Here is a 12,903-nt window from a genome sequence, read left to right as displayed (position 1 = left end):
ATGCTGATTGCAGGACTTATGTTTCCGGCGCTGTTCGCGCTGATCCTGTTGGGCTTGCCCATCGCCTTTTCCCTGATCGTCGTGGCAGTCGGGGCAGGGCTTGCGGCCTTCGGCGAGGTGGCTTTCAACCAGCTTTACGGCTCGTTCTATTCCGCCTCGACGAATTTTATCCTGTCGGCGATCCCGATGTTCATTCTCATGGGCGCGCTGCTGGAGCGTTCGGGCATTGCCGAACGCCTGTTCCGTGTCATGAACCTGTGGCTTGCCCGCCTGCCGGGTGGACTGGCGCTGGCGACCGTCGCCATGGGCGCGATCTTTGCTGCTGCCGCCGGCGTTGTCGGCGCGGTCGAGGTGATGATCGGCATGATGGCGATCCCGGCAATGCAACGGGCGCGCTACGGCAACTCGCTGATCGCAGGCACGATCTGCGCCGGCGGCTCGCTGGGGACGATGATCCCGCCCTCCGTCATTGCCGTGATGTACGCTTCGCTCGCGCAGATGTCGGTGGGCAAGCTGCTCGCCGGCATGATGGTGCCCGGACTTTTGATGGTGGTCCTGTTCCTGGGCTACATCTTCATCCATGGCCTCATCAATCCGCCGCAGCCAGAGCCCGGTGATCCGGAAGAGGAAACGGTCGCGCTCGGAGAAAAGCTGTGGCTGACGGTCACGGTCATGCTGCCGGTGGTGCTTTTGATCCTTGCCGTTCTGGGATCGATCCTGGCCGGCATCGCGTCGCCGACCGAGGCAGCCGCAGTGGGTGCTGCCGGCGCATTGGCCCTTTGTGTTCTCAATGGGCGTTTCTCCGTGCCGATGCTGCGCGACGCGCTTGCGATCACGGTGCGGATTTCGGCGATGATCCTGCTGATCGTTGCAGCCGGCACGATGTTCATGGGAGCGTTCGCGGCCAATGGCGGCGCTCGGCTGATCCGCGAGTTCATCGACAGCGCCGGGCTTGGCCCGACAGGAATGATCATCTTCTTCCTGCTGGTGGTCTTCGTCCTTGGCTTCGTTCTGGACTGGACCGCGAACGTGCTGATCTGCGTGCCGCTTTTCACGCCCTTCATCCGTGCGGCCGGCATTGATCCGGTGTGGTTTGCGACGCTGGTGCTGATCGTGATCCAGACAGGGTATCTGACGCCACCCATGGCATCGTCGATCTTCTACCTGAAATCGATCGCGCCGCCGGGCATGACCTATGGCCAGATGTGCCGTGGCGTTCTGCCCTTTATCGCCCTGCAGGTTCTGACCCTGCTGCTGGTCGCTTCCTTCCCCGCGCTCGCCACATGGCTTCCCGACAGGATCGTGGGATTCTGACAAACAATGGAAAATTTTTTCTGTCGGCAATAAATATGCAAATTGTATTTTTGTAGGTTTTGTGATTGCCTGCACTGGTTTCAGCCGCGCTGCGTGCCGGCCGGCTGAAACTCAAAAACCTGGGAGAGAGACATGAACTTCAAGATTATCGCTGGCGGCCTGATGGCTGCCGCCATGGTTGCCGGCCCGGCAAAGGCCGACAAGCTGGACGACATCATCGCCTCCGGCACGCTGCGCTGTGCGGTGGTGCTGGACTTCCCGCCCATGGGCTCGCGCGATGAGAACAACGAGCCGATTGGCTTCGACGTCGACTATTGCAACGACCTTGCCAAGGCGCTGGGCGTCGAGGCCGAGATCGTCGAAACCCCGTTCCCCGACCGCATTCCCGCACTCGTTTCGGGCCGTGCGGATGTGGGTGTCGCCTCGACGTCCGACACGCTTGAGCGCGCCAAGACGGCGGGCTTCACCATTCCCTACTTCGCCTTTACCAATGTTGTCCTGACCCGCGATGGCACCGAGATCGACGGTTATGAATCGCTCAAGGGCCGCACCGTCGGATCGGTTGCCGGCACCTATGAGGCCATCGCGCTGGAAGAGGACATCAAGAAGTGGGGTGAGGGCGGCAGCTTCCGTCCCTACCAGTCGCAGGCCGATGTGTTCCTCGCGCTGTCGCAGGGCCAGATCGACGCCACTGTCGTGACCTCCACGGTTGCCTCCTCCATCGTGGAGAGCGGCCGCTATGAGGGCCTGACCATTGGCGGCGACGCGCCTTACCTGCCCGACTATGTGTCGCTGATCACGCTGCGCAGCGAATACGGCCTGCTGAACTATCTCGACCTGTTCATCAACCAGCAGGTGCGCACGGGCCGTTACGCGGAACTCTACGACAAGTGGGTCGGCAGCGAAGCACCGGACCTGACGGTCAACAAGGTCTACCGCTGATCCGGGAAGGGGGGCTTTGCGCCCCCCCGCCCAATACGGACACAAAGCGGAGCGCAGGATGTTCGATTACACCTTTCAATGGCGGCAGGCCTTTCGTGCCCTGCCGCAGATGCTGGACGGTGCGCTTGTAACGATGCAGATCGCGGTTCTGTCGATGGTGATCGGCATAACCATCGCGGTGCTTCTGGCGGTGGCGCGCAACTCCGGTTCAAAATGGCTGCAATGGCCGGCCATGGCCTGGGTTGAGGTGGCGCGCAACACGCCCGCCCTGTTTCAGATCTACATGGCGCATTTCGGCCTCGGTTCCTTCGGTATCTATCTCAGCCCCTTCGTCGCGCTTCTGGCCGGCATCACCTTCAACAATGCCGGATATCTGTGCGAGACCTTTCGCGGCGCGCTGCGGGCGATCCCCGACACGCAGGTGCGCGCGGGCCGCTCGCTCGGCATGGGGCAGGCCAAGGCGTTTCGCCTGATCGTGATGCCGCAGATGTTTCGCATCGCGTTTCTGCCGACCACCAACCAGATGGTCTGGGCGATCCTCATGACCTCGCTCGGTGTGACCGTCGGCATGAGCACCGATCTGACCGGTGTGACGCAGGATCTCAACGCACGCACCTTCCGCACCTTCGAGCTCTTCGCTCTGGCGGCCGTGCTTTACTACTGCATCGCCAAGGCCGTGATGTTCGCAGCGCGGCTCGTCGCCTGGCGCCTGTTCCGGTATTGAGGAGGATAGGCGATGTTTGAAACCTCTCTGAGCTTCAACGACATTCTGTTCCTGATCAGGGGCGCAGGCGTAACGCTGTCTATCACCATTCTGGCGGTGGTCGGGGGCACGCTTCTGGGTCTGCTGTTCGGTGTCCTTCGAAGCCATGTAAGCCCGTGGCTCACACTGCCGCTGGTCTTCGTGCTCGACATTTTCCGCTCGGTCCCGCTGCTTATCCAGCTGATCCTCGCAAACGCCTTTCAGGCCATTGCGGGCCTGCAGCTCTCGCCCTTCGTCACCTCCTGCGTGGTGCTGGCGCTCTACACCTCGGCCTATTGCACCGAGATCGTGCGTGGCGCGATTGATGCAGTGCCGGTGGTGACGCGCCGGGCGGCGCGTTCGCTGGGGCTGAGCTGGGGACAGGACATGACGCAGATCGTCTTTCCGATGGCGCTGCGCGTGGCCCTGCCAAGCTGGATCGGTCTCACCCTGGGGGTGATGAAGGACAGCGCCCTGGTTCTGTGGCTCGGCATCATCGAATTGCTGCGCGCCAGCCAGATCCTCGTAACGCGCCTGCAGGAGCCCATGTTCATCCTGCTCATTACCGGCGCGATCTATTTCGCCCTGAGTTTTCCCATCGCCCGCCTGGGAGGCCGGCTGGAGAAAAGGTGGCAAGAGAATGATTGAGATTGAAAACGTTCACAAATCCTTCGGCGCGCTGGAGGTTCTGAAAGGCATCAACCTGACCGTCGACAAGGGCGAGGTGGTGTCGGTGATTGGCGGTTCCGGTTCCGGCAAGTCGACGCTTCTGACCTGCATCAACGGGCTGGAGCCCATCGACAGCGGGCGCATCCTCGTTGACGGCACGGAGGTGCACGCCAAGACAACGGACCTGAACCTCTTACGCCGCAAGATCGGCATCGTGTTCCAGCAGTTCAACGCGTTCCCGCATCTCACGGTTCTGGAAAACGTCACGCTCGCGCCGCGCAAGGTGAAGGGCATGTCGCGCCGCGATGCCGAGGAGATCGCCGTTCAGCAGTTGAGCCATGTCGGCCTCGCCGACAAGCTGAAGGTCTATCCCAACCGGCTCTCGGGCGGGCAGCAGCAGCGCATGGCAATCGCCCGTGCGCTGGCCATGTCGCCCGACTACATGCTGTTTGACGAAGTGACCTCCGCACTCGACCCCCAGCTTGTGGGTGAAGTGCTGGACACGCTGAAAATGTTGGCAGACGATGGCATGACCATGATCTGTGTGACCCACGAGATGAGCTTTGCTCGCGACGTGTCGAACCGGGTCGCGTTCTTCCACAAGGGCGTCATGGCCGAGATCGGCCCGCCCGAGCAGATTTTTGGTGATGCGCAGCATGAAGAGACACGCAATTTCCTTTCGAGTGTACGCTGAATGAGCCGGCCTGAGGTTGTCGTCGTCGGGGCCGGGGTCATCGGCCTTTCGGTTGCACTGGCGGCGCAGGCGCGCGGCCTGAAGGTTCAGGTGATCGACCGTGAAGGGCCGGCGGCGGGTGCGTCCGCCGGCAATGCCGGGGCGTTCGCCTTTCCCGACATCCTGCCTCTGGCCTCACCGAGGATCATTCGCCAGGCCCCGAAATGGCTGCTCGATCCGCTCGGGCCGCTGAGCATCCGGCCGGGATATGCGCTGCGCATCGCGCCCTGGATGCTGCGTTTCTGGCGGGCAAGCTGGCCGGCGCAGGTGCGCGCCTCCATCGTCGCGCAGACGGCGATGATGCGCCGCTCGCAGGAAACGCTCGATCCTTTCCTTGAGCGGGCTGGCCTGACCGGCATGCTGCGTCGCGAGGGGCAGTTGCAGGTCTATGAAGGCGCGCGCGAGTTTCGCGCTTCGCTGTCCGGCTGGCAGGCGCGCGAGGCCGCGGGCATTGCTTTCCGTCATCTTGAGGGCGACGAGATCGCCGAATATCAGCCGGGGCTCTCGCCGCACTTCACCCACGCCACCTTCACGCCGGGCTGGGCGACCATCGACGATCCGAAGGATTACACGCTGGCGCTGGCCGAGCGGTTTCGCGCCGATGGCGGCGAGATCGAGATTGCCCAAGCGCAGGCATTGATACCGGGCGGCGTGCGCACCACCGCCGGCGACCGGATGGGTCTTGTCGTTCTGGCAGCCGGCGCATTCTCGCATCGCCTGGCGCGCACCGCCGGGGTGCGCATCCCGCTGGAGACGGAACGCGGCTACAACACCACCTTTCCCGGCGGCGGGTTCAACCTGCGCATGCATATCACCTTCGGCGGACATGGCTTCGTGATTTCGCGCCTGCGCTCGGGCCTGCGCGTCGGTGGCGCGGTGGAGCTTGGCGGGCTCGACCTGCCGCCAAACTATGCGCGCGCCGAAGCGATGCTGAAAAAGGCGTCCGCGTTCCTGCCGGGTCTGGACATTTCCGGCGGCAGGCAGTGGATGGGCTTCCGGCCCTCACTGCCCGACACGCTGCCGGCCATCGGCCCGCTGCCGGGCCGTCCGGATGTGATCTGCGCTTTCGGTCACGGTCATCTGGGGCTGACCCAGTCGACCGGCACGGCCGATATCGTGGCCGATCTTTTGACGGGGCAGGAGCCCGGCATCGACATTGCGCCATTCTCGCCGGCGCGTTTTACGAGGTAGACATGACCCAGTACACTTTTCCCTGCATCGACGGCCACACCTGCGGCAATCCGGTTCGTCTGGTGACAGGGGGCGCGCCGATGCTGCGTGGCGCGACCATGCTGGAAAAACGTGCGCATTTCCTGGCCGAATATGACTGGATCCGCACCGGCCTGATGTTCGAGCCGCGCGGGCATGACCAGATGTCCGGCGCGATCCTCTATCCGCCGACACGCGAGGATTGCGACGTGGCGGTTCTCTTCATCGAGACGTCGGGCTGCCTGCCCATGTGCGGTCACGGCACCATTGGCACGGTCACCATCGCGCTGGAGAATGGCCTGATCCGCCCGCAGACGCCGGGCGAATTGCGGCTGGAAACGCCGGCCGGCCGCGTTGATGTCACCTATCGCGAGGAAGGCCGCTTCATCGAGGAAGTGCGGCTGACCAATGTGCCCGCCTTCCTTTATGCCGAAGGGCTTTCCGCCGAGGTGGAAGGGCTTGGCGAGATCGTCGTTGACGTTGCCTATGGCGGCAATTTCTACGCCATTGTCGAGCCGCAGAAGAATTTTCGCGACATGGCCGACTTCACTGCCTCAGAGCTGATCGGCCTGAGCCCGAAACTGCGTGCGGCGCTCAATGCGAAATATGAGTTCGTTCACCCCGAGCATCCGGCGATCAACGGTCTGAGCCACATTCTGTGGACTGGCGCGCCGCGCGATCCCGAGGCCCATGCGCGCAATGCGGTCTTTTATGGCGACAAGGCCATCGACCGTTCGCCCTGTGGCACCGGCACGTCGGCCCGCATGGCGCAGCTCGCCGCGAAGGGCAAGCTCAGGCCCGGCGATGATTTCGTGCATGAAAGCATCATCGGTTCGCTGTTTCGCGGTCGTGTCGAGCGGGCGACGCAGGTGGCCGATCGCGCGGCAATCGTGCCGTCGATTGCCGGCTGGGCGCGGGTGACCGGCTTCAATACGCTCTTCATCGATGATCGCGACCCGTTCGCGCACGGCTTTGTTGTTACCTGATCGGCGCGAACCAATGGGAAAGCTCATTCTGTCTGCCGTGGCCGAGGGGCCGGTGCTCGCCTTCTCCGAGGGCCTGAGCTTCTGGGGCGGCGTCGATCCGGCCACTGGCCGGGTGATCGACGCGCATCATCCGCTGTGTGGCGAGACCATCGCGGGAAAAGTGGTGCTCATGCCGACGAGCCGTGGCTCGTGCACCGGCAGCGGCGTGCTGCTGGAACTCGCGCTCAATGGCCACGCGCCGGCAGCGCTGGTCTTCCGCGAGGCGGAGGACATTCTGACGCTTGGCGCGTTGATTGCCGCGCGCATGTTCGACAGGCCGCTTTCCGTGGTGCGGCTGGGGCCGGCGGACTACGACGCCCTTGCCGCCGCACCATTTGCGCGGATCGACGCAGATCGCATTGAGGCCGGCGCGCTGTCGGTGCCGTTGAAACCTCTCGACGGCGCCGATCTTGTGTTGGGCGACGACGACCGGGAGATGCTCTCCGGCGGGCAGGGCGCTGCAGCACAGTTGGCCATGGAGATGATCTGCACCATGGCGGCGAGCCAGGGCGCGGAAGGGCTGGTGGATGTCACGCGCGGCCATATCGATGGCTGCATCTATGCCAGCCCCGCAAATCTGCGATTTGCCGAGGCGATGGTGAAGCTTGGCGCGCGGGTGCGCATTCCCACCACGATGAACGCGATTTCCGTCGATTTCGCAAACTGGCGCGCGCAGGGCGTTTCGCCCGATTTCGGACAGCCGGCGGCGCGTCTGGCGCAGGCCTATGTCGACATGGGCGCACGCCCCAGCTTCACCTGCGCGCCCTATCTTCTGCCGGAAGCGCCGGGTGAGGGCGAGGCCATCGCCTGGGCCGAATCCAACGCGGTGATCTACGCCAACAGTGTTCTGGGCGCGCGCACCGTCAAACATCCCGATTTTCTCGATCTGTGCATTGCGCTGACCGGTCGCGCCCCGCTTTCCGGCGTTTATCTCGACGATAACCGCGCTCCGCGCCGCGTGATCCATGTGGATCTGCCCCATGGATATGACGATGCGCTCTGGCCCTTGCTTGGCTGGCTGGCCGGACGGCTTTCGCCGGACCGCATTCCACTCCTCACGGGGCTGGAGAGCACCAACCCGTCCGAAGACGATTTGAAGGCGCTGTGCGCCGCGTTCGGCACGACCTCGGCCGCACCCATGCTGCATGTGGCTGGCGTCACGCCTGAGGCGGACGGACCTGTGGCGGCGGATGCCGACAGCGCGCGTATCGGCTCCGCCGATCTGGCCGGTGCGTGGCAGACCTTCAATGCCGGCGGCGAGCAGGTCGATCTGGTGGCCTTTGGCAGTCCGCATTTTTCGTTCGCCGAGTGCGCGGCGCTGGCGCAGCTTCTCGATGGCCATGTCTGCCACGTCGACACGGCGGCGATTGTCACGCTGGGGCGTGATGCGCTGGCGCAGGCCAGAGAGGCGGGTGTCATCGCCCGGCTTGAAGCCTCGGGCGTGCAGGTGGTGGCGGATCTGTGCTGGTGTTCGATCTCCGAGCCGGTTTTCCCGCCGAAGGCCCGCACGCTGATGACCAATTCCGGCAAATACGCCCATTACGCACCCGGCCTTTCCGGGCGCAGTGTCCGGTTCGGCTCTCTGCGCGACTGCGCAGAAGCTGCGGTGAGTGGTCGGGCGCGCACGGCGCTTCCCGACTGGCTCGCCTGACACTTTATGCAAAGGAGACGATGAGATGCGCAGCAGCAAGACGGTTCACGTCATTTCCGCCCATGCCGAGGGCGAGGTGGGTGACGTGATCGTGGGCGGCGTCACGCCCCCGCCGGGCGACACGCTGTGGGAACAGAGCCGGTGGATCGCGCGGGACGAGACGCTGCGCAATTTCGTTCTGAACGAGCCGCGGGGAGGCGTCTTTCGCCATGTGAACCTGCTTGTGCCGCCGAAAGACCCGCGCGCCGACGCTGCCTTCATCATCATGGAGCCGGAAGACACGCCGCCCATGTCCGGCTCGAACTCAATCTGCGTCTCCACGGTGCTGCTTGATGGCGGCATTCTGCCGATGACCGAGCCGGTCACCGAGCTGGTGCTTGAAGCGCCGGGTGGTCTGGTGCGGGTGCGGGCCGAGTGCGCCAATGGCAAGGCGCAGCGCATTTTCGTGCAGAACCTGCCGAGCTTTGCCGCGCGGCTTGATGCGCCGCTGGAAGTGGAAGGCCTTGGCACGCTCAGCGTGGACACGGCCTATGGCGGCGACAGTTTCGTTTTCGTGGATGCGCAGGCGCTTGGCTTCTCGCTGAAGCCGGATGAGGCGCATGATCTGGCGCGGCTTGGCGTGAAAATCACCGCCGCCGCCAATGAGGCGCTGGGGTTCCATCATCCGGAAAACCCGGACTGGCGGCATATTTCGTTCTGCCTTTTCGCCGGCCCTGTCGAGCGCGATGCGGACGGTCTGCGCGCAGGTGCTGCGGTGGCGATCCGCCCCGGCAAGATCGACCGCTCGCCCACCGGCACTGCGCTCAGCGCCCGCATGGCGGTTTTGGCGGCGCGTGGGCAAATGGGGCCACAGGACCGGCTGACGGCTGTTTCGCTGATCGGCTCGACCTTTACCGGCCGCATTCTCGGCGAGACCCGTGTGGGCGACGTGCCAGCCATCCTGCCGGAAATTTCCGGGCGTGGCTGGGTCACGGGCATTCACCAGCACATGCTGGACCCCGACGACCCCTGGCCCGGCGGCTACCGCCTCTCCGACACCTGGGGCGCACGATAGGCCAGCCCTCAGACGCCCGCGACATCGTTGCGGGCGTTTCTATATGCGCGCAGAGTGTCCGTTATGGCGCTTTCCGCCCGGATGCGGGCAGGAGAATCTGGACGTCGCGCAGGACAAGATGACGCGCGCAGAACGGCACAAACGACGGGAAACCGTTCTATCCAAGTGATTGGATTTTTTAGCCTGAAGGAGAATGGTAGCGGAGGACCGCTACAGCTTGTAACCCCTATCACTTTTGTTGTGGGGTATGGTGGTAGCGGAGGAGGGATTCGAACCCCCGACACAAGGATTATGATTCCTCTGCTCTAACCGACTGAGCTACTCCGCCAACCGAGGACAAAAACAGCTGCGTCGGCTGCGAGTCCGTTGCCTCAAGAAGACGCGCGGATATAAGGTGGCTGTGTCTGCCCTGTCAAGCGGGGTTCTTCGTTTCTTGGGGGAATTTGTCGTGGCTGTCGAATTCCCTTAAGAAAGGGCCGGGTTTTCCCTGGCAGGGTTGAGTCGCGGGTGCGGCGTCTGTATGTGTTTTCAGCGCCAAAATCTCGGGCGAAGGATTTGATGAAACCGCGTATTGCAGTACTCGGATGTGGCTATTGGGGCTCAAACCACATTCGCACGCTTAAGTCTCTTGGAGTGCTGGCAGCCGTCTCCGACGCCAATGAGGCGCGGGCCGAGGGCTTTGCCAGTGAGCATGATTGCGTCGCAATCTCCCCGGAGGCGCTCTTCGAGCACGACGATATCGATGCAATCGTTCTGGCCCTGCCGCCGCAGTACCACGCCGAATATGCCATCCGCGCCATGCAGGCCGGCAAGGACGTTCTTGTGGAAAAGCCGATCGCGCTGACCGTCGATGACGCCAAGCGCGCGGTCGCCGTTGCGCGCGAGACCGGGCGCATCATCATGGTGGGGCATGTGCTGCGCTTCCACCCGGCTTTCGAGAAGCTCAAGGAGCTGATCGACAAGGGCGATCTCGGCGAAATCCGCTATATTCATTCGCATCGTCTCGGCCTTGGCAAGTTTCACACCGAGAATGACGCCCTGTGGGATCTGGCGCCGCACGATCTCTCGATGATTCTCGCGCTGACCGGCGTTGCGCCGGAAGAGGTGCGCGGCGAGGGCGCGGCGCTGCTCGACCACCTGAGCGACTTCGCGCATCTGCACATGCGCTTTCCCGGCGGTCTGCGCAGCCATTTGTTCACCTCGCGCCTCAACCCCTATCGCGAACGCCGCCTGACGGTGGTTGGCGACAAGGCGATGGCCGTGTTCGACGATGTCGAGCCATGGGGGCGCAAGCTTGCCGTCTATCGGCATGCGGTCTGGCATGACAGCGGTCACTGGGCGTTCACGACCAATGAACCGACCTATGTGGACGTGGAAGAGGGAATGCCGCTCACGCGTGAGCTGCAGCATTTCATCGACTGTATTGAGACCCGCAAGGAGCCTCGCACCACCGGTGAAGAGGCAATCGAGGTTCTGCGCATTCTCACGGCAGGCTCCGTCACCCACGGCTGACGGGCGCTGCCTTTCATTTTCAGGCGCAATCGTGATTCATCACGCGCCCATGCGGGCGCGTGTGCGCTGCTGATTTCAGAAAAATGCAGGCTGGTTTGGCGTGAAGTGCGGCGCAGGGCGCTCTACGCGCCCTGACCAGCCATGGTCGAGAGGCGCGTGAGCTGCGCTTCGGCTTCGGTGCCGCGCTCGGAGCGCTCGATGAAGCCGCCGCCATAGACGCGGGCCTCATTGCCGTCGTCCGAGTAGAGCACGCAGGCCTGGCCCGGTGCGACGCCGGCCTCACCTTCCGTCAGTTCGACCCAGGTGACACCGTCTTCATGGTGAAGCACCGCAGGGCGGGGCGGCCGCGTGGAGCGAACCTTCGCAAACACTTCCATGCCGCCCCTGGGGAGCTCGCCAAGCGGTCCGTCGCCCAGCCAGTTCACCTGGCGCAGGAAAACCTTGTGCGTCTCGAGCGCCTCGCGCGGGCCGACGATCACGCGCGCATTCTCCGCGTCCAGATGCACCACATAGAGCGGCTCGCCGGTCGCGACGCCGATGCCGCGGCGCTGGCCGATCGTGTAATGCATCACGCCGTCATGGCGGCCGAGCCTGCGCCCGTCCAGATGCACGATCTCGCCCGGTGTGGCGGCTTCCGGCTTCAGCTTGCTGATGATGTCGGAATATTTGCCGCGTGGCACGAAGCAGATGTCCTGGCTGTCCTGCTTGGTGGCGACGCTCAGGCCCATCTCTTCGGCGATGGCGCGAACCTCGGGCTTGGAGAGACCGCCCAGCGGGAAGCGCAGATAGTCGATCTGCTCCTGCGTGGTGGCGAACAGGAAGTAGCTCTGATCGCGCTCGGCATCCACGGGGCGCGTGAGCGCGCGGTGAGCGCCATTGGCGCGGCTGCGGATATAGTGGCCGGTGGCCAGCGCATCCGCGCCGAGTTCGCGGGCCGTTTCCAGAAGGTCGGCGAACTTGACCGTCTGGTTGCACGAGACGCAGGGGATCGGTGTTTCACCGGCCACATAGCTCTGCGCAAACGGATCGATCACGGCCTCGCGGAAGCGCTGCTCGTAATTCAGCACGTAATGCGGGATGCCAAGCGTCTCGGAAACGCGGCGCGCATCGTCGATGTCCTGACCCGCGCAGCATGATCCGGGGCGGTGAGCCGCCTCGCCATGATCGTAAAGCTGAAGGGTGACGCCAACCACGTCGTAGCCTTGTTTCGCAAGAATGCCGGCAACAACGGAGGAGTCTACGCCGCCCGACATCGCCACCACGATTCGGCAGTCCTGCGGGCGTCCGGGCAGGTCGAGGCTGTTCATTCGCTAGGTCTTCTTTGTCTTTATCGTGGCCGATTACATGCCAATGCGGCGAATATAGGTCAAGGATCGGGCCACCGCCACCCTGATAGGTTAACGCCCCTTTTGCCTGCAAACCCCAGCTTTTCCAAGGGGTCCGGAGCGTTTCCGGCGCAATTTGAAACAAATCTCAGGCAAATCCCTAACGCGGGATTCATGTCCGTTACCGTATGCTTACCATGTGCTTAGGCAAATTTTAAAGCCGGCGCACTAGCTTGTGAAACGGGTCTTGAGTTCAGGTAGAGAGTACTATGACCGAAATGGTTCGACCACGCGTAAAATATGTCATCGGCCCGGATGGCAGCCCGCTGACTGTTGCGGACTTGCCTCCGAGCAATACGCGCAGGTGGGTTATCCGTCGCAAGGCGGAAGTGGTTGCCGCAGTACGCGGCGGGCTTTTGAGCCTTGAGGAAGCTTGTCAGCGCTATCGTCTGACGGTGGAGGAGTTCCTCTCATGGCAGGCTTCTATCGAGGATCATGGCCTTGCAGGTCTGCGCACGACGCGGATCCAGCAATACAGGCATTGATCGGCTTTCGGAGCGCTTCTCTTCGCTAGAAGGGGCGGGCCGACTTCCAGTCAAAACCGTAAAAAGGGCCGGCGCTCGTCGCCGGCCTTTTTGCGTTCCGGGTTTCAGTCTGTGGATTCCTGAACGCTGAACGCAAAAAAGCGGCAGGGGATAACCCTGCCGCCTCGTGCAGAATGCGGTGT

12 protein-coding genes and 1 tRNA gene are annotated in these 12,903 nt (G+C 63.4%); 11 read left to right on the top strand and 2 right to left on the bottom strand.

The features are described 5' to 3' along the window. The 9 genes from ACRTG1_RS08475 (at nucleotide 1) to ACRTG1_RS08435 (ending at nucleotide 9,339) form a co-directional block, all read left to right on the top strand. Nucleotides 1-1,314 carry a TRAP transporter large permease gene (locus ACRTG1_RS08475; RefSeq protein WP_113152819.1) on the top strand — a complete coding sequence of 438 codons (1,314 nt, stop codon included), beginning with the start codon at nucleotides 1-3 and terminating at the stop codon, nucleotides 1,312-1,314. A gap of 132 nt (nucleotides 1,315-1,446) precedes the next feature. Then, nucleotides 1,447-2,256, top strand: coding sequence for a transporter substrate-binding domain-containing protein (locus tag ACRTG1_RS08470; RefSeq protein WP_113152818.1), 810 nt, complete (start codon nucleotides 1,447-1,449; stop codon nucleotides 2,254-2,256). A gap of 58 nt (nucleotides 2,257-2,314) precedes the next feature. Then, nucleotides 2,315-2,980: an amino acid ABC transporter permease gene (locus ACRTG1_RS08465; RefSeq protein WP_206544109.1), complete on the top strand. Its 666-nt coding sequence runs from the start codon at nucleotides 2,315-2,317 to the stop codon at nucleotides 2,978-2,980. 12 nt (nucleotides 2,981-2,992) lie between these two features. After that, a complete protein-coding gene (locus ACRTG1_RS08460) occupies nucleotides 2,993-3,646 on the top strand; it encodes an amino acid ABC transporter permease (RefSeq protein WP_113152816.1) in 654 nt (217 codons plus the stop codon). Beyond that, a complete protein-coding gene (locus ACRTG1_RS08455; RefSeq protein WP_113152815.1) occupies nucleotides 3,639-4,361 on the top strand; it encodes an amino acid ABC transporter ATP-binding protein in 723 nt (240 codons plus the stop codon). Before ACRTG1_RS08460 ends, ACRTG1_RS08455 begins: the two co-directional genes overlap by 8 nt. Further along, entirely contained in the window at nucleotides 4,362-5,591 is a 1,230-nt protein-coding gene (locus ACRTG1_RS08450) for an NAD(P)/FAD-dependent oxidoreductase (RefSeq protein WP_432516078.1), read from the top strand. It begins immediately after the preceding gene. 2 nt (nucleotides 5,592-5,593) lie between these two features. After that, nucleotides 5,594-6,595: a 4-hydroxyproline epimerase gene (locus ACRTG1_RS08445; RefSeq protein ID WP_432516077.1), complete on the top strand. Its 1,002-nt coding sequence runs from the start codon at nucleotides 5,594-5,596 to the stop codon at nucleotides 6,593-6,595. Nucleotides 6,596-6,608: 13 nt separating this feature from the next. Then, nucleotides 6,609-8,285 carry an aconitase X gene (locus ACRTG1_RS08440; RefSeq protein ID WP_432516076.1) on the top strand — a complete coding sequence of 559 codons (1,677 nt, stop codon included), beginning with the start codon at nucleotides 6,609-6,611 and terminating at the stop codon, nucleotides 8,283-8,285. Nucleotides 8,286-8,310: 25 nt separating this feature from the next. Then, a complete protein-coding gene (locus ACRTG1_RS08435; RefSeq protein WP_206544105.1) occupies nucleotides 8,311-9,339 on the top strand; it encodes a trans-3-hydroxy-L-proline dehydratase in 1,029 nt (342 codons plus the stop codon). 251 nt (nucleotides 9,340-9,590) lie between these two features. Here the strand turns inward: ACRTG1_RS08435 and ACRTG1_RS08430 are convergent. After that, nucleotides 9,591-9,667 (bottom strand) — tRNA-Met (locus tag ACRTG1_RS08430). A 230-nt stretch (nucleotides 9,668-9,897) separates the two neighbouring features. Here ACRTG1_RS08430 and ACRTG1_RS08425 point away from each other — a divergent pair. Next, nucleotides 9,898-10,851 (top strand): Gfo/Idh/MocA family protein, encoded by a 954-nt coding sequence (locus ACRTG1_RS08425; RefSeq protein ID WP_206544073.1) that lies wholly within the window; start codon nucleotides 9,898-9,900, stop codon nucleotides 10,849-10,851. A 122-nt stretch (nucleotides 10,852-10,973) separates the two neighbouring features. Here ACRTG1_RS08425 and mnmA read toward each other — a convergent pair whose 3' ends face one another. Next, nucleotides 10,974-12,158: a tRNA 2-thiouridine(34) synthase MnmA gene (gene mnmA, locus ACRTG1_RS08420; RefSeq protein ID WP_206548285.1), complete on the bottom strand. Its 1,185-nt coding sequence runs from the start codon at nucleotides 12,156-12,158 to the stop codon at nucleotides 10,974-10,976. Between the two features lie 287 nt (nucleotides 12,159-12,445). Here mnmA and ACRTG1_RS08415 point away from each other — a divergent pair, with 287 nt between their 5' ends. Continuing rightward, nucleotides 12,446-12,721 (top strand): DUF1153 domain-containing protein, encoded by a 276-nt coding sequence (locus ACRTG1_RS08415; RefSeq protein ID WP_113155879.1) that lies wholly within the window; start codon nucleotides 12,446-12,448, stop codon nucleotides 12,719-12,721. Nucleotides 12,722-12,903: the final 182 nt, after the last annotated feature.

Source organism: Nitratireductor sp. PBL-C9 (assembly GCF_050877045.1).
Taxonomy (GTDB): domain Bacteria; phylum Pseudomonadota; class Alphaproteobacteria; order Rhizobiales; family Rhizobiaceae; genus Nitratireductor; species Nitratireductor aquimarinus.
The sequence above is the reverse complement of the archived record's forward strand: the minus strand, read 5'-3'. Positions and strand labels throughout refer to the sequence as shown.